The sequence below is a fragment of the Chryseobacterium metallicongregator genome, assembly GCF_031324065.1.
Taxonomy (GTDB): Bacteria; Bacteroidota; Bacteroidia; order Flavobacteriales; family Weeksellaceae; genus Chryseobacterium; species Chryseobacterium metallicongregator.
Genome location: NZ_JAVIXS010000001.1, coordinates 339796 through 361558 on the forward strand (window position 1 = coordinate 339796; position 21763 = coordinate 361558).

At 36.0% G+C, this 21763-nt stretch carries 17 protein-coding genes; 7 read left to right on the forward strand and 10 right to left on the reverse strand.

Translation table 11 applies throughout. From position 1 onward, the window contains the following. Positions 1-490 precede the first annotated feature (490 nt). Both REB14_RS01595 and REB14_RS01600 read left to right on the forward strand, forming a co-directional pair. A complete protein-coding gene (locus REB14_RS01595) occupies positions 491-1063 on the forward strand; it encodes a hypothetical protein (RefSeq protein WP_079241962.1) in 573 nt (190 codons plus the stop codon). A gap of 7 nt (positions 1064-1070) precedes the next feature. After that, positions 1071-2612, forward strand: coding sequence for an L-type lectin family protein (locus REB14_RS01600; protein WP_079241963.1), 1542 nt, complete (start codon positions 1071-1073; stop codon positions 2610-2612). 17 nt (positions 2613-2629) lie between these two features. On the opposite strand, the gene REB14_RS01605 is transcribed toward REB14_RS01600, so the two are convergent. The 7 genes from REB14_RS01605 to REB14_RS01635 all read right to left on the reverse strand — a co-directional run bounded on the left by REB14_RS01605 (position 2630) and on the right by REB14_RS01635 (position 11436). Then, a complete protein-coding gene (locus REB14_RS01605) occupies positions 2630-3619 on the reverse strand; it encodes an NAD-dependent epimerase/dehydratase family protein (RefSeq protein ID WP_309521308.1) in 990 nt (329 codons plus the stop codon). Then, positions 3616-4401 carry an SDR family NAD(P)-dependent oxidoreductase gene (locus REB14_RS01610; protein ID WP_309521309.1) on the reverse strand — a complete coding sequence of 262 codons (786 nt, stop codon included), beginning with the start codon at positions 4399-4401 and terminating at the stop codon, positions 3616-3618. The genes REB14_RS01605 and REB14_RS01610 overlap by 4 nt, the downstream gene beginning before the upstream one ends. A 158-nt stretch (positions 4402-4559) precedes the next feature. Continuing rightward, positions 4560-5648 carry a helix-turn-helix domain-containing protein gene (locus REB14_RS01615; RefSeq protein ID WP_309521310.1) on the reverse strand — a complete coding sequence of 363 codons (1089 nt, stop codon included), beginning with the start codon at positions 5646-5648 and terminating at the stop codon, positions 4560-4562. Positions 5649-5679: 31 nt separating this feature from the next. Then, complete coding sequence (locus REB14_RS01620; protein WP_034696498.1) at positions 5680-6321, reverse strand: rhomboid family intramembrane serine protease; 642 nt, start codon at positions 6319-6321, stop codon at positions 5680-5682. Between the two features lie 45 nt (positions 6322-6366). Then, entirely contained in the window at positions 6367-8958 is a 2592-nt protein-coding gene (locus REB14_RS01625) for a DNA gyrase/topoisomerase IV subunit A (protein ID WP_309521311.1), read from the reverse strand. Beyond that, the gene (locus tag REB14_RS01630) at positions 8933-9439 is read right to left on the reverse strand and encodes a hypothetical protein (protein WP_238594258.1); all 507 of its coding nucleotides are present in this window, start codon (positions 9437-9439) and stop codon (positions 8933-8935) included. Before REB14_RS01630 ends, REB14_RS01625 begins: the two co-directional genes overlap by 26 nt. A 110-nt stretch (positions 9440-9549) precedes the next feature. Next, positions 9550-11436 (reverse strand): DNA topoisomerase IV subunit B, encoded by a 1887-nt coding sequence (locus REB14_RS01635; RefSeq protein WP_079241968.1) that lies wholly within the window; start codon positions 11434-11436, stop codon positions 9550-9552. 219 nt (positions 11437-11655) lie between these two features. Between REB14_RS01635 and REB14_RS01640 the strand changes: the two genes are divergently transcribed. From REB14_RS01640 to REB14_RS01655, 4 genes are all read left to right on the forward strand, one after another. Next, entirely contained in the window at positions 11656-14484 is a 2829-nt protein-coding gene (locus REB14_RS01640; RefSeq protein WP_309521312.1) for a sensor histidine kinase, read from the forward strand. Further along, positions 14474-15205 carry a LytR/AlgR family response regulator transcription factor gene (locus REB14_RS01645; RefSeq protein ID WP_079241970.1) on the forward strand — a complete coding sequence of 244 codons (732 nt, stop codon included), beginning with the start codon at positions 14474-14476 and terminating at the stop codon, positions 15203-15205. The genes REB14_RS01640 and REB14_RS01645 overlap by 11 nt, the downstream gene beginning before the upstream one ends. Positions 15206-15313: 108 nt before the next feature. Further along, complete coding sequence (locus tag REB14_RS01650; protein WP_309521313.1) at positions 15314-15514, forward strand: hypothetical protein; 201 nt, start codon at positions 15314-15316, stop codon at positions 15512-15514. 117 nt (positions 15515-15631) lie between these two features. Then, complete coding sequence (locus REB14_RS01655; protein ID WP_309521314.1) at positions 15632-17347, forward strand: hypothetical protein; 1716 nt, start codon at positions 15632-15634, stop codon at positions 17345-17347. Between the two features lie 59 nt (positions 17348-17406). On the opposite strand, the gene REB14_RS01660 is transcribed toward REB14_RS01655, so the two are convergent. Beyond that, entirely contained in the window at positions 17407-17958 is a 552-nt protein-coding gene (locus REB14_RS01660) for a DUF2867 domain-containing protein (protein WP_079243940.1), read from the reverse strand. A gap of 226 nt (positions 17959-18184) precedes the next feature. On the opposite strand from REB14_RS01660, the gene REB14_RS01665 reads away from it, so the two are divergent. Beyond that, positions 18185-19333: a methionine aminotransferase gene (locus REB14_RS01665; RefSeq protein ID WP_079241973.1), complete on the forward strand. Its 1149-nt coding sequence runs from the start codon at positions 18185-18187 to the stop codon at positions 19331-19333. Positions 19334-19423: 90 nt separating this feature from the next. On the opposite strand, the gene cls is transcribed toward REB14_RS01665, so the two are convergent. Together cls and REB14_RS01675 are read right to left on the reverse strand one after the other, a co-directional pair. After that, entirely contained in the window at positions 19424-20890 is a 1467-nt protein-coding gene (gene cls, locus REB14_RS01670) for a cardiolipin synthase (RefSeq protein ID WP_309521315.1), read from the reverse strand. A gap of 80 nt (positions 20891-20970) precedes the next feature. Continuing rightward, the gene (locus REB14_RS01675; RefSeq protein WP_079241975.1) at positions 20971-21735 is read right to left on the reverse strand and encodes an SDR family NAD(P)-dependent oxidoreductase; all 765 of its coding nucleotides are present in this window, start codon (positions 21733-21735) and stop codon (positions 20971-20973) included. Positions 21736-21763 lie beyond the last annotated feature (28 nt).

The following is a 21763-nucleotide window of genomic DNA, read 5'->3' on the forward strand; positions in this document are numbered from 1 at the left end:
GTTTTTTACATATCAACGTCTCAATTTCATCTGTTTTTTAGGATTTCCTAATACAATAGCAAGATTTGCATAATAAAAATAATCTTATCGATTTATAAATTATGTAAAAAATTAAACTAAAATATGTTAATTATTAAGAGGAATTTAGAATTAATTCTATAAACATAAACCTGTGGATATTTCTTTGTATATTTGCAAAAAACACGAGGGAATATGAATCTTACTTATTTAAGAGCTTATACGGCTACATAATCAATTTATTTTTTCGACTAACCGCCCAGGTAGGCATAAGATATTTCTTTATGAAGTATACTTGCTATATCTGTTGATGAGCTTTTGAACAAAAGGTCTCATTTGGCTATTATTTGAGCAGAACAATTCATTGTTTTAATGAATTTGTCAGTGATAACTATTGCCTTTGTAGAATTAAGCCTAAAAATATTCTTTTCCCTAAAAAAACATACACACAGATAAAAATTATTAAGACATCATGATTAAAAAATTATTTCTACCAATCATTTTTGCCAGTTCATTTTCTTTCGCTCAAGTAGGGATTAATATAGCCACACCTGATCAAAGTGCAATTCTGGATGTTTACAGCCAAAATAAAGGAATGCTGATACCTAGGTTAACCACAGCAAAAAGAGATGCAATTGCGAATCCGGCCAACTCGCTTCTTATCTATGATACCGACAAAAAATGTTTAAGTCAGAATATTGGAACTCCTACTAAACCTGATTGGCTTTGTATCAGCAGTAATGCAGTAAAAATGTTTTATATGCCTAGTGTTTCTTTTGACACTTCCACCACAGCCAATGGTAGAACCAAAGATTTATATACATTGTATAAAACTCAGTTTGGCTCTCCAAAAGCAAAGAGTACCAGTGCTCCCGCTTCAATTCCTTTTTTCCCGTCCAGTAAAGATCTTTACTATTATGTAACAGATGCAGATCCTAATGTATTCAGTAATATTTCTATTTCTGATGATGGAGTGATGACTTATGATGTAAAAGCTGCAGCAACGGACTGTTCTTTTATCAATATTGTTTTCGTTGTTAAATAATTGAGTGATGATAAAAAACAGCTCAATTTTACGATACAAAAGATTTCTGTTTATTTTTTCCTTATTTATTTTCTCACAAAATATTAAGGCACAAAATGAACAGGGAACCGGTTATCCGTACTTTGTTAATTTCACACAGGGATTACAGCCTCAGGAAGCCTATAAGGTGGCTACCAGTGGTGTTCAGAATGATGCAACGTTTACTACAGACGGGCTAAGACTTACCCGAAGTGTCAATAATATTTCGGGAGGAGTTATCCTTGCAGATAAAATTTTCAAAAGTGATCAGGGAATCAAGTTTGAATTCGAATTTGCTATTTATGGAGGAAATACCAACGGAGGTGATGGTATTTCTATATTCTTAGTAGATGGATCTATTCCTAAAGACCAGCTTAATCTCGGATATTTTGGTGGAGGATTAGGATATAGTTTTGTACGTGGCGGAGAATCCACGGAAGGGCTGAGAGGAGCCTATCTGGGAATAGGTCTGGATGAATACGGAAATTTTAAAACAAGTTTTAACCAAGGTGAAAGGGTTCGGAATGGAATATTTGGGGTAACATTAGCCGATGGACGAAGCAATATATCTTTAAGAGGTAAACGTGGAAACCAATATCTTTCGTCTGCAGAACCGGTAGGATATAATGGCTATCCTTTACTTTACAGTACAGCCACCAATGCCTCCCCTTCCAGCAGCAACCGAACGGCTTATCTGGATCCTGCAACTGGAAAATATATTGGTATTAAAAATACGACTCTTCAACAATTCAGCATTGAAAGTGGCGGAACAACAATCCCTCAAAATGAAAATGATGCAAGATTCCGTAAAGCCTATATTACATTAGTTCCCAATCCTGCCGGCGGTTACAATATAACCCTGGAAATACAGCATGGAACTGTAAAAGAAAAAGTGATTGACAATTATTACTATCCAACATCTCTGAAGTACACTGAAACTACTATATCCAACACTACAGTAAGAACTCTGGATACCTCAGCTCCTTCTACTTTCAGAATTGGGTTTGCCGCTTCTACCGGAGCTGCAAAAAATATCCATTTATTGAAAAATTTGGGAGTTACAAGGCCTTATGCTGCGGAAGTAACAGATGATTTGTTTGCAGGATGCCCTGGAATAAAGTCAATCTACTACCCTTTGCTTAATGATGCTGCTTATTCTTCAGCAAGTGGCCAAAACCCGCCAACACTTTCGTATAACAACCTTGATTTTAATTCATTCCGTTTTTTAGATAACAACGGAGCTGTAATTCCTAATATCACAGGAGGTGTTTATACCAACAGCCAGGGAACATGGACCTATTTCCCTACTACCGGAGCACTTTCTTTCAAACCTGCAACGGGATTCACAGGAGTAGCCCAGGTACAATATGATATTAAAGGTGGCGGAAGCAATGGTACTGAAGCACCTTACAATAAGGAAGAATACAGATCATTACCGGCATTGGTACAGGTTAATATTTCAAGTGCCAATAACTGCAGTAAAGCCTGCGTTATTTCCAACAAAAATGTAACTCAGAAAATCACAAGATAACCTGATAAAACCAGCTTTTAAGAGCTGGTTTTTTTATTCCTGACAGAATTTTCAATAAAATACTGTACAGCCTCTTCAATAGCTTTATCAATCGATTGATATTGAATCCCAAACTCCTCTATTGATTTCTGATTAGAATAATAATTAAAGATCTGCAGGGATTTCATATTGGCAGAACTCAGATCCGTTTTTATTTTTAATTTTCTTAAACCACCACCCATTAATCCAAGGAAACTCAAAAGCTTGTTTGGAATGGGGATCATGATTGGATTTTGCCTGGTAATCTGGTTTACTTTCTTAAAAAAATCTCTGTAGCTTAAGTTTTCATTAGCTAGAAGATATTTTTCGCCATTCTTTCCTTTTTCAATAGCATTTACTATTCCGTTGGCTGCATCTTCCACATGTACAAAGTTCTTCCCTCCTTTCGGATAGAAAACCAGTTTCTTTTTCCAGGCCCAGAAGATGATTTTCCCGGAACTCGGTTTGCTGTCATAGGCTCCAATCATAAAAGTTGGATTAACAATGATAACGTCAGTATTCTTACCGTTTTTTAAAAGATAATCTTCAGCAGCCAGTTTACTTTGCGCATAGAATGAATGAGTAAAAGGATAAATCTGTGGTGCTTTTTCACTTCCCCAGAAGGCTGTGTTTCCAAATCCTAAAGTATTTGCAGTACTTACAAACAAAAACTTTTTTATACCCATCAATTCTGCATGGGTAAACAGATTCACAACTGCTTCATAATTCACTTTTCTGTATTCGTCATAACGGATGAGATTCTGGCGTGTTTCTGCCGCAATATGAATGATACAGTCAATATCGGTAAGATATACTGAGATATCGGACGAAAGGTCGGCTTCCACCAGCTTCAGATTTTTGTTTTCTTCGCCCGGCCAGCTGCTTTTCTGACGCACCAGAGCAGTAACAGAATAACCATTTTGTAATAATTTAAGGATAACATTAGTTCCCAGAAGTCCTGTTGCTCCGGTTACACAAACTTTTTTCATGCTTCGATTTCTCTTTTTATAGCCTGAGTCATTAATGGCAGTTTGATCCATATGGGTAAAATTTTCATCACCAGCCAGCTGATTGGGTTCACCATAATGACGGAATCTTTTTTAAACAATTGCCGGATGCAGTATGAAGCTACTTTATCAGGATTTAAAAGTGTTAATCTTCCCATAAGGCCTTGTTTTTCTATTCTTTCACAAACATCTTTATTCGTTTTCATGGCTCCCGGATTCACAACGCTTACAAAGACATTGGTATCTTTTAGTTCTTCATGAAGTCCTCTCGAAAATGAATGGATAAAACTTTTAGAAGCCGGATATACGGTTTTAAAACCTATGGGTGAAAAGGCTGCCATACTTGAAACATTAAGAATATAGGCTTTGGGTTGTTTTAAAAGGTTAGGAAGCAGCTGATGCGTAATTAGTGAAGTGGCTGCTACATTCACCTGTAAAATGGTGTTGATATAATCAGAAGAAGCTTCTGTGAATTTCTTTGTTCCGCCAAGTCCTGCATTATTAATCAGAATATGAATATTAAAAGAACTGTTGAGCCATTCTGTAAGCTTCATCACATTTTCATGAACTGAAAGATCTGTTTCATAATAATCCACTTTTATCTCATACAATCTTTTGAGATCCTCGGAAAATTCTTTGAGATTCTGATCCGGAAGGCTGATAAGGATGACATTGATCTTTTGTTTTGCCAGATGTTCAGCGAATGATTTTCCGAGTCCCTGACTTGCTCCCGTAACGACAGCATAGGATTCTTGGGTATCCATAAGTTTAAATTTTATGGTACAAAACTATGATGGAAGGTAGGTTTGAATGTTCCGGATTATCCGAACGAACCGATTTTCAAGAAAGAAATTTAAAACACGTAGTGTGCTTAAAATCAATTATTTAAATTAATAAAAAGTAAAAGTTTATAAACCGGAACTTATTTTTTGAACTCAGAAGGAGTTTGTCCGGTCACTTTTTTAAAGGTTGTATTAAAAGAAGTTTTAGAATTGAACCCGGATTCGTAAGCAATCCCGAGAATGGATAATTTACTGTTGGGTTCTTTCAGAAGTTTTTTGGCGTAGTCTACTCTGTATTCATTCACATATTGGAAGAAATTTTTTCCAAAGCCTGTATTAATCACATAAGAAAGATGATGGGTAGAAACAGACAGCATTTCAGCCAGTCTGATCAGGTTAAGTTCGCTGTCAAGATAAGGTTTTTGAACTTCCATAATCCCTTCCAGTGAGGTTTTTATCTTCAGTAATTCTTCATCAGAAATAAGTTTTCTTTTAACTTCTTCCTGATCGGAATCTTCATCTATAGAGATCAATTCCTGTCTTTGTTTTTCTTCTAAAGGATAAATTTCCTTCTGTTTCAGAGAATAATATCCAACACAGTAAATAACAGATAAAAAGACCGTATTGATAAAGAAATTCAGTGATTTTGGATCATAGAACAGATTATAAATCACGTAAATGATATTCACTATAAGAAGCACCAGAATAATATATTCCAGCCAGTTCAGATTGATTCCTTCGGTATTGGAAGAAAACTGCTGGATCTTTTTCTGATGTTTTCGGATGGTAATATAGGAAAGTGCCGTATAGAAGAGCGCCTGAATAAGGATCAGAATAATACTGAGATATTCAAATGGTTTTGCATATCCCAATTTGATCAATACAAGACAAATCAGAAAAGCTGCCGGAAGGATTAAAAACTTAACCGCTGTAAGTTTAAAAGTAAAGGAAGGATTGGTATAAAACAATACACTAAAGTAAAAAACGATGGGAGTAAAAAACTGAATAAACCTTACCCAAAACAGGGAATGAAACTCCACAACTGAACCGGTGATCAAAAACAGCACCTCATCCAGCCAAAAGGTAGACCACAGAAAGAGAAATATTCCGAACCAGAAATTGGCTTTATGATTTACTTGTAAAGGATTGGCCAGCTTTAGCAGAGAAAGCAAAACCAATGAACCATAGATAAGTATCACGATGAAACTGTTTAACTCTGATGTGTTCATTGGTTTTGATATTTTGATTAAAAATAGTCTTTTATCCTATTCGCTTCCTTACAAAAATTTCATATCCTAAATAAATGAGTGGAAGTGACATGATTCCCAGGAAAAGAATATTGCTCATGGCCAGCTGCGGATGCATTACAATAGAGTAAACCAACCCGAAAAATGCTCCTCCAAGGTGAGCTGCATGCCCCAGATTATCCCACTGCTTAGGATTCAGCATCATATACACTGAGTATCCGAAATACAGGGTTCCAAATAACCATCCCGGTAAGAAATTGACGCTGATCTCATTTGGAGCCATGGCTATGGATGCAAAAATAATTCCTGAAACCGCTCCTGATGCTCCAATTGCAGAGTACCAAGGCTGATTTTTATAAATCTGTAGACTAAATAAGTTTCCAAGAATCATAGATCCAAAATAAAGAATCAGAAATCCTATTTCTCCAAAGAAACTAATAACTACTCCCTGGAAAAAATACAGGGAAAGCATATTAAAAAATAAGTGCATAAAGTCTGCATGCAAAAATGCCGAACTGATAAGTCTTACATACTCTTTACGATTCGCAATTGCTCCGACATTGAATTTATATTTTTCAAATAATGCTGTATTATTGAACCCCATGTAACTAAAAATACATGTAGCTGCAATGATAATGATAACAACTATATCCATTGTGTTCTTTTTATTTTATATCTGAACAGACATCTTTAGTTTTGTCTATTCATTTTCATTATTCCCGTCATCCTGGAACAGATCTCCAATCATTCCTCCATCTTCATCCATATCTCCTGTTGGTTCAGGATCTTCGTATACTTCAGGTTCTTCTTCCACAGGTTCAGGAATGGTAATATTGATGGCTTTTACTTTGAATTTCGTAAACTGGTTTCCAATGGCTTTTATACCTTTTACCGCTATGAATTCATCAATATTGATGGTTTCCGGATCACGTTCTTTCCCTTTATCTTTAGCAAAAATGATTTCTGCAGTAACGTCGTTAGCAACAATTACATTTTCGATGAATGATTTCGGGTGTTCAGAAGGCATAAAAGTCTGCACATTCACTGTATTTTCCAGTAAGAATCTCTTAATGAAATAAATATCTTTTTCTCCTTCGTAATAGATACAGGTGATTGGCTGTGCAGGTCTCCATTTTTCCAACACCAGATATTCATCATCAAAACGGTTACCCAAATCAAAAGACACCAGTTTTACTTCACCATTTGTATTGATGGTCAGGATTTTGTCATCTCCTTTGAAGCTTCCCAGTAGTGTACCTCTTACATCTGCATTCAGCCTTCTTACCGTATCATCAAACCAGATTTTTCTAGGAGCGAGAGTAGAAACTCCTTCTTCCTTCATATCTACTTTCTTTACAGCATACTTAGTCACAAGGTTTCCTTTGGAATCACGTCCTTTAATGGCAAGATCGGAGAAATTGATCTCCATTTTGTTCTTCCTGATTCTAGGATTTGGTTTTAAAAGAACTGTTACAGTTTCTGCTTCCCCATTAGGGTTGGCTGAGAAATAGAGTGTTTCCGAGCCTTTTTTATCTGAAGCTAAAGGATAATCTGTATTTCGGGTAACTCCGGTTACAGAGAATCGTTTCATATAATACGGACCTTCCCTTCCTTCACGATAGATCATATTATAGACGGTTCTCTTGTCGTTTTTCTTCCAAATGGCAACGTGAAGAATATCTTTACCAATGAAAGTTTTCGCTTCCACTTTTACGACCTTCATGCTTCCGTCTTTTCTGAATGTGATGATATCATCAATGTCAGAACAGTCGAACAAATACTGATCTTTTTTCAGAGATGTTCCAATGAAGCCTTCTTCGAAATTCGCATAGAATTTTTCATTGGCTACAGCTACTTTTGTAGCGTCAATAGTATCAAAGATTCTAAGTTCAGTCTTTCTTTGTTTGTCTTTACCGTATTTTTTCTGAATATTTAAATAGTAATCGATAGCATAAGCAATCAGGTTAGCAAGATGGTATTTCACCTGTTCTATTTTACCTTCAAGTGAGGCTATATTTTCTTTAAATTTATCTAAATCGAATCTTGAAATTCTCTTGATTCTGATTTCTGTAAGTTTTAAAATATCTTCTTCTGTAACAGCTCTTAAAAGATGTTTCGTATGAGGTTTTAATCCTGCATCAATAGTTTTTATTACCTCTTCCCAGGTTTTCACTTCTTCAATATCGTGGTAAATCCTGTTCTCAATGAAAATTCTTTCCAATGAAGAAAAATGCCAGCTTTCCTGAAGTTCATGAAGTTCTATTTCCAATTCTTTCTTCAGTAAGGATACGGTATGATCTGTATTTGTTTTCAGAATATCAGATACCGTCAAAAACATTGGTTTATCTCCTACAATCACACAGGCATTCGGAGAGATTGTCACCTGACAGTCTGTAAATGCATACAGCGCATCAATAGTCTTATCCGGAGAAACATCATTATGAATATGAATCAGGATTTCTACTTTATCTGAAGTATTGTCCTCAATCTTTTTGATTTTGATCTTACCTTTCTCATTGGCTTTTAGAATAGAGTCAATAAGATCCGTTGTTGTTTTGGAGTAAGGAAGTTCAGAAATGACTAATGTATGCTTATCCGTCTGGGTAATTTTGGCTCTTGCTCTTACTTTTCCTCCTCTGTGACCATCGTTATATTCGGAAACGTCAAGATAACCGGCTGTTAAAAAGTCCGGATACAGTTCAAATTTCTTACCTTTTAAATAGGCTACGGATGCGTTAATAAGTTCATTAAAGTTATGAGGAAGTATTTTTGTGGAAAGTCCTACTCCAATACCTTCTACTCCCTGTGCAAGAAGCAAGGGGAATTTTACCGGTAAATCAATAGGTTCATTGTTTCTTCCGTCATAAGACTTTGTCCAATCTGTAGTTTTAGGATTAAAGACTACTTCCAGGGCAAAAGGAGTCAGTCTTGCTTCAATATATCTCGCGGCAGCTGCAGAGTCACCTGTATAAATATTACCCCAGTTTCCCTGAGTATCTATTAACAGTTCTTTCTGTCCAATCTGTACCATGGCATCTGTAATGGAAGCATCACCGTGTGGGTGATATTTCATGGTATTTCCCACGATGTTGGCCACTTTATTGTAACGGCCGTCTTCCAGCTCCCGCATGGAGTGCATAATTCTTCGTTGAACGGGTTTTAAACCGTCATATATTGAAGGGATAGCTCTATCCAGAATTACATAGGAAGCATAATCAAGAAACCAGTCTTTGTACAGCCCGGAAACTTTTTTTAAGCTTTCACCCTCATGCGAATATTCTTCTGTCGTCATCTATTTTATCTTTTTTCTCTTTATTAGCTTTCACTACTTTGTTCAGAGAGAGTTTTAAATCGTTTACTTCTTTGTTACTCAAATAAGAGATCTGGTATTTGAGTATGGTAGAACCATTATTCTTACTGGAAACGGTAATGTATAATCTTTTGAAAAAGAGAATACTGACCACATCATATTTTATCAGTTTGTATTTTGGAAATTCGTCATGAAGAGGCTTGTTTAAAAAGGGAATAACATTCCTGTTTTTAAAATTCAAAGCTTCTCCGTCACTGTCATATTCAAAAATCTGTCTTCCGCTGATATAAAAGATAATCAGCAGCAAAACAGGAACAATAATTAATAAATAACTTTCTTTACCCATCGCATGAAATCTGTATTCATTAGCTGCAAATACAGTTATCCCAAACACTGCAATCATCAAAAGCAGTGTACTCAAAGAGTTATAAATTGATGCTTTATTACGGTTACTTAGTCTCATTTTATTTTTTTGGCTGTGTAAGTATTATAATTTCCTACTTCATCCAAAATTGTGCTTTTTTTCAGTCTGCAATGGCTCTTACAACCAGTTTTTAAGTTATAAGTTTTTTTTTAATTTTCTACTTCATTCAGTATTTCTTTTTTATCAATATCAGTATCATCCTCTACCACAAGGTTTTCCAGGATGAAGGTTTGTCTGTCCGGTGTATTTTTCCCCATGTAGAATTCCAGAAGTTGATCAATCGTCTGGTCTTTTCCTACTACTACAGGTTCTAAACGGATATCTTTACCAATGAAGTGCTTAAATTCGTCCGGAGAAATTTCTCCCAATCCTTTAAATCGGGTGATTTCAGGGTTTTTCCCCAATTCGTTTAATGCTTTTATTCTTTCTGCTTCTGTATAGCAATATCTTGTTTCCTTTTTATTTCTTACTCTGAATAACGGAGTCTGAAGGATATAAAGGTGTCCGTTTTTAATCAGATCCGGGAAGAACTGCAGGAAGAAAGTAATCATCAGCAAACGGATGTGCATCCCATCCACATCGGCATCAGTAGCAATAATTACCTGATTGTATCTCAGATCTTCCAGACTTTCTTCAATATTTAATGCGGCCTGAAGAAGATTAAATTCTTCATTTTCATATACTACTTTCTTGGTAAGACCATAACAGTTCAGTGGTTTACCCTTCAGTGAAAATACGGCCTGAGTTTCTACATCTCTGGATTTTGTGATAGATCCGGATGCAGAATCTCCCTCGGTAATGAAGATCTGGCTCTCTCCTTTTCTTTCGGCTTTCTGATCGTTATAATGCTGTCTGCAGTCACGAAGTTTTTTATTGTGAAGAGATACTTTTTTAGCTCTTTCTCTTGCCAGTTTCTGAATTCCTGAAAGTTCTTTTCTTTCTCTCTCGGAAATTAATATTTTTCTCTGAATTGCTTCAGCTATTTCCGGATTTTTGTGCAGGAAATTGTCCAGTTTACTCTTCAGGAAATCAATAATGAATGTTCTTACGGTAGGTCCGTTTGGCCCCATATCATTAGATCCTAATTTTGTTTTGGTCTGGGATTCGAAAACCGGTTCTTCTACATTGATGGAGATTGCAGCAATGATAGATTTTCTGATATCAGAGGCATCAAAGCTTTTATTGAAAAACTCACGAATCGTTTTTACATATGCTTCACGGAATGCATTAAGGTGTGTTCCTCCCTGCGTTGTATTCTGTCCGTTCACGAATGAGAAATAGGTTTCAGTCTGTGATTTATCAGAATGGGTAATGGCAAGTTCAATATCTTCATCCTTCAAATGAACAATCGGATAAAGAATCTCACTCTCCAGTTCTTCTTCCAACAGGTCTTTAAGACCATTTTCAGAATAATAGGTTTCTCCGTTGAAAAGAATTTTAAGTCCCGGATTCAGGTACGCATAGTTACGGAGCATTCTTTCGATATACTCTTTCCTGTATTTGAAATGCAGGAAGATTTCTCCATCAGGAATAAAAGAAATTTCAGTACCGTTTCTGTCTGATGTTTCTTTCTCATCAAAGTTTTCTGTGATCATCCCGCGGGAGAATTCAGCAACTTTCATTTTTCCGTCACGGAAAGAACGAACTCTGAAGTAATCTGAAAGGGCATTTACCGCTTTGGTACCGACACCATTCAAACCTACAGATTTTTTAAACGCTTTACTGTCGTACTTACCACCGGTATTCATTTTTGAGACAGCGTCTACCACTTTCCCTAGTGGAATTCCACGTCCAAAGTCACGGATGGTAACTTTACCATCGTCCAGCTTTATTTCAATTCTTTTCCCTGATCTCATCCTGAACTCATCAATAGAGTTATCAAGGATTTCTTTTAACAGGATATAAATACCGTCATCAGCGGAAGAACCATCACCGAGCTTCCCGATGTACATACCGGGGCGCAAACGGATGTGTTCCTGCCAATCGAGGGTTCTGATATTATCTTCGGAGTAGGTTGGATTTATTTCTTGTGACATATATGATTTCAGCAAACATACAAAAGTACAAAATTGTCCAAAATTATCCGAATTTTTTCCTCTTGTTTTTTTTCAATATTCTACTACAAACATTGTATTATTCTTAATCAAATTATATATTTACGAAATTATCATTATCATGTGAAAAATTTATTTACTTTCCTCACATTATCTGCAATTTTATTCTTTCCCTCATTATTTTCTTCACAGATCCCCGGGATGGTGAACTATAGCGATGAGGAAGGATTAAACTGCTCCTATACCTATCATCTGAGACAAGATAAAAATGGTTTCATCTGGATAGGCAGCGATAACGGCTTATTCAGATTTGACGGAAAAGAATTTAAACAATACGGTAAGAAAGAAGGTTTAAAGAATATTGATATTATATCCTGTGAGCCTTTGCCCAACGGCGAGGTATTCATTCTTCCCTTCCTGAATGATTTTGCTTATTTAAAAAACGGCCGTGTTATCAATCTGAACATTAATGACTATGTAAAAAATCAGTTTTCAAGCTCTATTCCGAAAGTTACCCGTAATGGAAACCGACTTTATTTTTATGGAAATTTAAACCCTCAGAATATTTTCATCTATGAAATCGGAAAAGTTAAAAAGATCTCCATCCCATTAGATTACGGGAAAAGATATTTTGCAACGCTCAGGTTTGAGCCGCATACTTACAATCTCTATTTGCATGATTCTCATCAGGGAAATATACTTGTCTACAATATCCTCACCGGAAAAAAGCAATATTTGAAGGCAGAAACCGGAAGTATGATCTGTGAGAAAGATGATCTTTTTGTATTCTTAAATAAAAATACAATTGAAGTGTATCAACTCTCTGCACCCTCAGGCATAAAAAAGATCCTATCTTATGATTGTGGCACACAAGAGAATGTTTTCTACGGACTTATTGATAAAAACAATAAACTATGGCTGAATATAAGTAATGGAGGCGTTTTATATTTCAACGAATCACTGACTGAAAAAAAGATAAACCTTGGTACTCCCATCAAAATACTGGACCGTTATGTGATCAATAATGTTCTTGTAGACAAAGATGATAACGTATGGTTCAATTCACGGAATAATGGTGTATTTTTCATATCAAAATCCCTTTTTGCCAATCATATCAATTTGCCTGTAAAAAGTAATTCTGAGTATATAAAAGCCATTACAAAAGATAACGGAAATATTCTTCTCGGCTACAATCAATCTGCCGGTGCGCTTATCAGTAAAAACAATAAAATACAAAATATTATCCTGGATAAAGGTGATAAAGATGAAAACATCTCGGTATATTTAAAAGGCAATATTTCCATTTTCGGTTTATCAGGTAAAGTTATTGTTCATGATATGGTCAATAATACTTCTAAAAAGATATATTGTTCCTTAAAGAACATTGTCTCTTACACACAGGATTCCTTATTTTTCTGTACATCTGGCGGCTTATTGACCTACAGTTTAAAGACTAAAAAAACAACCACCCTTTTTCAGGAGCGGGTATACACCGTTTTTCCCTACGATAAAGAGAATCTGTTTATCGGCAGCTTCAGTGATCTGTACAAATACAATATCAGAAACCGGAAAAAAACTTTATTTTTAAAGGGATACTATTTTACAGATATTAAAAAATTAGATGATTATACTTATTTGGGAGCAACTAACCTCCACGGGATTATTCTTTTTAATACTCAAGGAATTATAAGAAAAATCGGAAAGAATGATGGATTAATCAATGACCAGGTAAAAAAAATAGAAGTAGAAAATAAAAATACATTCTGGGCAAGCACCAATTCAGGGATATCCAGAGTTGAACTGACAGCAAAGAATCAACATATCAATAACTTCACCCAGACAGACGGACTTCCCTCTGATGCAGTGGCAGGTTGTGTGATAAAAAATGACACCATCTTCATTGGAACTTCTAAAGGACTTGGAATATTTTCCATCAAAAAACTACTGACTCAGGAAAAATTCATTCATAAAAAGGTCGTCATTAATTCAGTATCTATTGAAAATAATGAGCATTATGACCTGCAAAAAAGCCTGACTGCTTATCCCCACAATACCGTTATTTTCAATCTCAGCTTTCTGGATTACACCTCATTGGGAAAAATAAGCTATAAATATAAGTTGGAAGGTCTTAATAACTCATGGCAGATCAATAATTCTTCTAAAGTCATCTTCAACTCTATTCCGCCAGGTAAATACACCTTCCGGGTTTACGGTTTAGGATATAACGGAAAACAATCCTACGCCTCTTCCGATCTCGCTTTTTATATAAAACCTCTGTTCTGGCAGACATGGTGGTTCAGGCTGATATTGGCCATCATCACCATCGGAACTCTATTGATGATTGTCTTTTCTTACCTGCATAAAAAAAGAAATAAGAAAATGGAAAAAATGGAATATGAAAAGAAGATTGCCGAACTTGAACTTCAGGCCATTAAAGCTCAGATCAACCCTCATTTTATTTACAACTGTCTGAATTCCATCCAATTTTTATTGTATAAAAAAGATTACCGTGAAACAGAAAACTACCTGGATATTTTCGCCAAGATGATCCGAAAAACGCTTTATTATTCAGAAAAAACCTTTATGTCTATTAAAGATGAAGTGGAATATCTCACGCTGTATCTTGATATGGAAAAGCTTCGTGTAAAAGATCTTTTTGAGTATAAAATCATCATTTCTGAACAGGTAGATCAAAACTGGAAGATTCCTTCTTTACTGATACAGCCCTTTGTGGAAAATGCGATAAAGCATGGCATTTCAGGATTAAAAGACAGGAAAGGAGAAATTCTTATCAGCTTTGATTATACGAATGTTTCTTTATGTATTACCATTGAAGATAATGGTATAGGAATTTCCAACCAGGAAGCTTTGAAAAAAGACAACTCCTTCGGGGTAAAACTTTCTCATAAAAGGATTGAGACTTTCAAACAGCTTTTTGATACCAATATTTTTTTAGAAATCAATGCGTTTCCGGAAAGCAACAGACAGGGAACGCAAATAAAACTTTATATAAAACCTTATGAGAAATAAAATACAGGCATGCATTGTTGATGATGAGCAAGATGGCAGAGATTATATTGCATTACTTATGGAAAATGAATTTCCTGAAATCAACATAGAATTCCAGGCTTCCTCCGTGGAAGAAGCTTATATTTACCTTATCAAAAACTCTCCCGACATTCTGTTTCTGGATGTTCAGTTAGGTGATGGAACCACTTTCGATTTACTCTCAAAGCTGAATGAAGTTCATTCCCAGATCATTTTCATCACAGCTTACGAAAATTTCGCTATTCAGGCGATTAAAAATGGAGCTACAGATTATCTTTTAAAGCCTATAAAAAAAATGGATTTTATGATTGCTGTCAATAAAGCCCTGGACAATATCAAAAAAATACAGACTCCCAATCATACTCTTCTTAAAGATAACAAAATTGTTCTTTCTACCCTTCAGGGATTTAAGTTGGTAGAAATATCCAATATCATCCGCTGTGAAGCAGATTCAAGCTATACCCTTTTTTATCTTGCCGATAAATCAAAAATAATGGTATCCAGAACGCTTCATGAGTTTGAACCCATTCTGATGGAACATCATTTTTTCAGGATACATCATAAGCATCTTATTAACATTAATCATCTTCAGGAATATATTAAAGGCAGAGGCGGACAGGTAGTAATGAGTGACGGATCCGTTCTGGATGTCTCTTACCGCAAGAAGAATGACTTCCTTTCCACCATAGGAAAACCCGAATAAAATATTTTCTTTCGCACTTACTTATTCAACCTCCGCACTTATTAGTTGGAGCTGTTTTTTGTTAAGACTCTTCTCTATTTTCGTCATGTTAAACAAAAAAAAATTATCATGAAAATCACTAGAAAAGTACTCAAGAGAAATCAAATGAGACCCATTGCTGGAGGAACAGCATTTGTTACCCCAAGCAACCCCGGAACAATCCCTCAACCTCAGCCTCCCATTGCATCTAACCCGCAACAACCCATTGGAGGACTTCCTTTTATTTATACCATGCCATGGAATGGACTTCCATGGATTGAACCTAAATAATAATGATTTTAAAAATACATTCCAGTCTGCCGATTGGAATGTGGTTTTTAAAAGAAAAAGTTTCCGGCAATCTTATTCCGGACCAGAAAATAATGTAAAAACTGAAAAAATTAACCCATGAAAAAAATAGTACTCTACATGGCTTTGGTTTCTCTTTTATCCGCATCCTGCTCTGATGTGATAGAACAGTACGAAACTGAAGCTTCCAATTCCCAACTCATGAACAGGGATCTCACTTCAGAAGATGAAACAAAATATGCTGAAGAGGGAGAACCTACCGTATTAGGAGAACAGCTTCCTATTCCGTACACGATTGAAAACATGATGGCTGCCTACAAATCATTGCTGGCTGAGCCAAAAGCAGAAGGCAACAGATCATTGACTGCTGTAAATATTCGCTCTACACACAAATACATTAAATTCAATCCGGCAACGGAAGATGAACTGGAAACACTACAGCAATCCGATCTTATTCTTTATGATTATCCACTTGATAAAGAAGTATTGATAGTCGGTAAATTCTATCATGATCCTGATGTTCCCGCCGATCAGCCTACACCGCAATATGCAACGGTGAGGAATGAGACAGCCTTACCTGCCGGGATTAGCTATGAGATTCTTCAGGAGGTGTATCTTCCCGAAGAGGATCTTGAGCTCTTAGGCACTGGTAATATGAATTATAAATTCGTCTATAGCCTGGTCCATAGGGCAGAAAATATATCCGGTTTCACACCTTGGGAGCCCAGCGACTATAAGCCCTGGGATAACATAGGAGAACCTGGGCAATGGTATCCCAATCCAAACCCAAATCCCGGAGGAGGAGGAGGAGGCGCTCCAATATATGGTACCATCCGAATTTTCGATACAAGATTAAATACACTGATCCCTTTTGAAGGCGCCAAAGTTACCGCTAAAAGAGGTTTGAGAACAAGAGAAGGTATCACCAATGCAAATGGCCAGTACGGATTGAGCGGCACCCCTTTTCCCAACAACAGAAATGTAGATTTTAAACTGCATATGGATAGAAAGCATTTTGTAATAAAGGATAACATGATCAGCCCGTCCAATGTAGTCCGAAATAATATCAAAAGTAATCATTGGAGTCATGACATTATGCCTGGCTATGAAAATATGCAGGGCCACATGTTCAGAGCAGCTTATCGCTATTTTTATAAAGATATAGGAGGCCTGCAAAGGCCTGTCAGACCTGGTGGAAACCGTTCACACATCATAGCTAAAAATACCGCTAAAAATTGGCAGGGAATCAATTATGTTCTTTTTCCTTACCTAAAAATAGCAAGGTTTCAGCCCGGATCAACAACGGAATATCAGTCTGATGATTATTTTTCAACCACTGTACATGAACTGGCCCATACATCTCATGTGATCAAGATGAACACCGGTTTAGTTCAGTATTCACAGGTTAATTCTATGTTGCAGGAAAGCTGGCCATGTGCTGTAGAATGGTTTGTAACAGGAATAGAATATAGAGAAAGAGGCATTGCAAATTATGGAACGCCAAATTATAATCCATCTAATCCTCCTGTATTTCCTAATCGTTTCGGATATCAGTTCTGGAGTTTGAATACAAGTTCTGACTACACCAGCTTATTCATTAATTTAGTTGATAATTTCAATGAATTGGGACAGTCATTTAGCCCTCAACCTATGGGAACGGTCAATGATCAGGTTACCGGCTATACCTTAGCAAATATTGAAAATAATTTCCTAAAATATTGTTATGGATTAAGCAGTCTAAGTGTTCAGCTTAAGGCGAACAGGCCCGCTGGAGTAAGCAATGCACAGATTGATTTACTATTAAGTTCCTATTAAATTTATTCCTTTTAAAATAATGACCATCCTTTTATGAGGATGGTCATTTTATATCAATTTTACATTGTATACAATTTCTTCTTTTCCAGCTGCCCAATCATATTTTTCAGCATTGCTGGTACAATCAGTCTATGGAAAGGCCGAACGGGTAAAAAATAGAGAACTCCCAGCCAGTTATGAAATTTTACCGTCGTTGATATGGTAAGGGAGTTTTTATTGATCTCTTTTTTATTCTTGTCTACGAAAAGAGAAACTCTGAAATCCAGATGCTTATCATCTTCTCCCAGAACAATTTCGTTATTGGTTTTATCAAACACCTTAAAAAGTCCTATACGCTCTCCTATTTCGCATTGAAAATCCTTCTCGGTTTGTTGTTTTTCTGCTTCATATCCGGTTTTCAACCCGAATAATCCCATTATTTTATTTCTGAAAGCAAACATTTTCTTTCCCCATTTTGGTCCGCTTGTAAAGAAAGTTTTTCCTATTTCCGAGATATCAATATTTCGACCGTCATTGGCAAGTTCTCCCTGAAAGCTATCCATATAATCGAAATCTTTTTTCCCTTGAAACAAAATAGACCTTTCAGGAAACCCTGTCTTCTTAATCTTCATTGTCATTGTTTTTATGGTTGTTGGTCTAACAAATGTAAGTATCTTTTCATTGGTTTAAAAGGAAAATTCAAACAATTGTTTAAACCATTTCTATAATCTGGAACTTACTATTTGATCTTAAAATTTTTCTAAAAACTTCATTAAACCTACTGTTTGCTAATTTTTATCTCCTTAACTTCAAACTGTTTTAATTATTTCATTAAATTCGGTCCACAAAACTGTTTTTATGATACAACTTCCTTTATCAAAACTTTCCAATGTAGGAACCACTATTTTCAGCCAGATGACTCAGCTTGCCAATGAAAATGAAGCCATCAATCTGTCTCAGGGTTTTCCTGATTTTATGCCAGATTCAGAATTATTAAATCATGTAGATCATTTTATTAAAAAAGGCTTCAACCAGTATGCACCTCTTGGCGGAATGATTAGCTTAAAGGAAGAAATTGCACGAAAAATTGAAAACAGCCATCAGGCAGTTTACCATCCGGACTCTGAAATAACAGTTACTGCGGGTGGTACTCAGGCAATTTTCACGGCTATTGCATCATTTATTAAAAAGGATGACGAAGTAATTATTTTTGAACCGGCGTATGATTGTTATGAACCTACGGTAGAACTTTTCGGAGGTATTGTCAAACGATTTGAAATGAAAGCTCCCGATTATGAAATCAACTGGGCGGAAGTAAACAATCTTATCAGTGAAAAGACCAGGATGATCATTCTTAATAATCCTAACAATCCTTCAGGAAAAATTCTGAAAGAAAATGATATCCAAGAACTTATTACGCTGGTAAAAGGAACTTCTATTCTTATTTTGAGTGATGAAGTGTATGAAAATATTATTTTTGATGGAAAACAGCATTTAAGCATCTGTAAATACCCTGAATTGAAAGAAAGAAGTCTTCTAGTGGCCTCTTTTGGTAAGCTTTTCCATGTTACCGGATGGAAAGTAGGCTATTGTGCAGCACCTGAAAGCCTAACGGAAGAATTCAGAAAAGTACATCAATTCAATGTGTTTTGTGTAAACACTCCTATTCAGCTGGCTCTGGCAGAATACATGAAAAACGATGAACATTATACTTATCTGAATCAGTTTTTCCAGGAAAAAAGAGACTTTCTGAGAAAAGGTCTTACAGGTACATCGTTCGAGCTTCTGGATTGTGAAGGGACTTATTTTCAGGCGGTGAAATATGATAAGATTTCGGATAAAAATGATTTTGATTTTGCTTCAGAACTTACCATCAATCATAAGGTGGCCAGCGTTCCTTTCTCTTCATTTTATAAAAACAAGCTGAATGAGAATGTGATCAGGTTGTGCTTTGCCAAGAAGCAGGAAACCCTGGAAAAGGCTCTTGAGAATTTATCAAAGATTTAATACTTTCTGATTAAAACAAAGAGGTAAAGAGATTATGCATAAAACTCCGGAAATGTTTCCGGAGTTTTTTTTTCTATTCACAGGTGAATTTTAAATTAGCGGAGAAAGCAGTCTGGCCAGATGTTCAAAAAAAACTTTGAATTTTGACCTTTTTTTCCAGGTATCAAGGAAGATTTCTTCACAATCATTCATATCCTCAATAAAAAGGTTTTTAAGCTTCTGATTAATTTCAGCATCAAAGATTAATGTATTCACCTCAAAATTAAGTTCCTGACTTCTGACATCCATATTCGCGGTTCCTACAGATGAGAAATGGTCATCAACAATCATTGTTTTGGCATGAATAAACCCTTTTTTGTAAAAGAATACTCTCACTTTGTTCTCCAGAAGTTCATCATAATAGGAATAGGCTGCGGCATTCACCACCACAGAGTCTCCTGATTTTGGTACCATAAGCCTTACATCAAGTCCGGAAAGACCAGCCTGCTTTATAGCGTTCAATACCGTTTCAACAGGGATAAAATAAGGCGTTACAATATATACTTTTTTTTGGGCAGAAAGAATTGCCGAACTGGTGCTCAACATAATGGAAGGTCTGGTATCAGGACCACTTGCAGCAACCTGAACAAGAGAACTTCCTGCTTCTGCTTTTTTATAATCGAAATACGAAGTTGAGATTTCGGGAAATTTTTCAGTAGCAAAAACCCAGTTGCTGAAAAACAAAAACTGAAAATAAAAAGCGGCTTCTCCTTTAATATAAAGATGAACGTCTCTCCAGTACTGTTTTGGATTAGGATTGATGTATTTATCCGAAACATTGATGCCACCTGTAAAAACCTCAGTCCCATCTACAATGATGATCTTCCTGTGATCTCTGTAATTTACTCTGTTCGCAAGAAGCCTGAAAGTAATTTTGTTGACCGGAGATACTTCCACTCCTGCTTCCTGTAACTTTCTTAAAAACTTCCGGCCTAATTTTCCACTTCCCAGATCATCATAAAGAAAACGTATTTTAACACCTTGCTTTGCTTTCCTCATCAACAGATCAGCAAGCCTGTTTCCGACGTCGTCATTATCATAAATATAATATTCCAGATGGATATGATGGGCTGCCTTTTCAAGTACTTCAAAAACCTTTTCAAATTTAGCCTCACCATTGATCAGGATTTCCGTATGATTTCCCTGAGAAACAGGTGCATTACCGGCATTGTAAAGAAAATTAACAGTGAGCAAAAAATTCTGTAATTCTTCCTGATGAGCAATCAGTGTTTTATGATGGGTTTCTTCAATATATTGCTGTACTTTTTGATATATCTGCTCATTGCGTTCTATTTTGAAGGTATAAAATTTATTCTTTCTGAAATTGACTCCAAAAACAAAATAAATGATGATTCCTACCACCGGAAGAAAAATAATAAGGAGAAGGTAAGCCAGTGTTTTGCTTGTATTTCTGGTATCCATAATGATCTTAGCTGCCAGGAAAATAACCCCGAGAAGATAAAGGGCCTCAAGTCCCAACAAAATGTATGGATATTGATCAAGAAATTCTTTAACCATATTGACTGATCTCTAGGTTAAAGATAGTGAAAAAGGCCAAAAAGGAAATTAAAAATTTCTCTTTTTGGCCTTTTAAAGTTCTATAGAAACATTCCTCCTGAAACTTCTATTCTTTGTCCATTGATCCATCTTGCATCTTCTGTACACAGGAAGGCAACCACTCCACCAATGTCATCCGGAAGACCTACTCTTCCCAGCGCTGTAGCACCTGCCACCATGGCATTAATCTCTTCATTGTCTCTTACTCTTCCGCCACCAAAATCTGTTTCAATAGCTCCCGGAGCTACAACATTGGCTTTGATTTTTCTCGAACCCAGCTCTTTAGCCATGTATTTCGTCAGCATTTCTACACCTGCTTTAATTGATCCATAAATAGAAGATCCCGGTGTTGCAAATCTCGCCAACCCTGAAGAGACATTAATAATACCTCCTCCATCATTGATAAACGGCAATAATTTTTGAGTCAGGAAAAATACCCCTTTAAAGTGAATATCTACCACATCGTCCAATTGTTCTTCCGTTACTTCTGTAATCGGGGAATATAAGGCTGTTCCTGCATTATTGATCAGGTAATCAATATGAGTACTTCCTGTATTTTGCTGCAAATGATCTGTTACGTTTTTTACAAAAGCATCAAAGCTTTTAATATCTTTTGTATCAAGCTGAAATGCTACAGCATTTCTTCCCATTGATTTGATTTCATTAACAACAGCATCAGCCTCTTCTTTGTTACTTCTGTAGGTAATAATAACATCTAATCCTTTTTGAGCAATTTTAAGTGCTGAGTTTTTCCCTAATCCACGGCTTCCTCCGGTTACCAGTGCAATATTTGTTTTTGTGTTCATTGTATTTTGATTATTTTGATGGTACAAA

Coding starts and splice junctions, on each gene's coding strand:
- REB14_RS01595 (WP_079241962.1), top strand. CDS start 491: ATGATTAAAAAATTATTTCTACCAATCATTTTTGCCAGTTCATTTTCT.
- REB14_RS01600 (WP_079241963.1), top strand. CDS start 1,071: ATGATAAAAAACAGCTCAATTTTACGATACAAAAGATTTCTGTTTATT.
- REB14_RS01605 (WP_309521308.1), bottom strand. CDS start 3,619: ATGAAAAAAGTTTGTGTAACCGGAGCAACAGGACTTCTGGGAACTAAT.
- REB14_RS01610 (WP_309521309.1), bottom strand. CDS start 4,401: ATGGATACCCAAGAATCCTATGCTGTCGTTACGGGAGCAAGTCAGGGA.
- REB14_RS01615 (WP_309521310.1), bottom strand. CDS start 5,648: ATGAACACATCAGAGTTAAACAGTTTCATCGTGATACTTATCTATGGT.
- REB14_RS01620 (WP_034696498.1), bottom strand. CDS start 6,321: ATGGATATAGTTGTTATCATTATCATTGCAGCTACATGTATTTTTAGT.
- REB14_RS01625 (WP_309521311.1), bottom strand. CDS start 8,958: ATGACGACAGAAGAATATTCGCATGAGGGTGAAAGCTTAAAAAAAGTT.
- REB14_RS01630 (WP_238594258.1), bottom strand. CDS start 9,439: ATGAGACTAAGTAACCGTAATAAAGCATCAATTTATAACTCTTTGAGT.
- REB14_RS01635 (WP_079241968.1), bottom strand. CDS start 11,436: ATGTCACAAGAAATAAATCCAACCTACTCCGAAGATAATATCAGAACC.
- REB14_RS01640 (WP_309521312.1), top strand. CDS start 11,656: ATGGTGAACTATAGCGATGAGGAAGGATTAAACTGCTCCTATACCTAT.
- REB14_RS01645 (WP_079241970.1), top strand. CDS start 14,474: ATGAGAAATAAAATACAGGCATGCATTGTTGATGATGAGCAAGATGGC.
- REB14_RS01650 (WP_309521313.1), top strand. CDS start 15,314: ATGAAAATCACTAGAAAAGTACTCAAGAGAAATCAAATGAGACCCATT.
- REB14_RS01655 (WP_309521314.1), top strand. CDS start 15,632: ATGAAAAAAATAGTACTCTACATGGCTTTGGTTTCTCTTTTATCCGCA.
- REB14_RS01660 (WP_079243940.1), bottom strand. CDS start 17,958: ATGAAGATTAAGAAGACAGGGTTTCCTGAAAGGTCTATTTTGTTTCAA.
- REB14_RS01665 (WP_079241973.1), top strand. CDS start 18,185: ATGATACAACTTCCTTTATCAAAACTTTCCAATGTAGGAACCACTATT.
- cls (WP_309521315.1), bottom strand. CDS start 20,890: ATGGTTAAAGAATTTCTTGATCAATATCCATACATTTTGTTGGGACTT.
- REB14_RS01675 (WP_079241975.1), bottom strand. CDS start 21,735: ATGAACACAAAAACAAATATTGCACTGGTAACCGGAGGAAGCCGTGGA.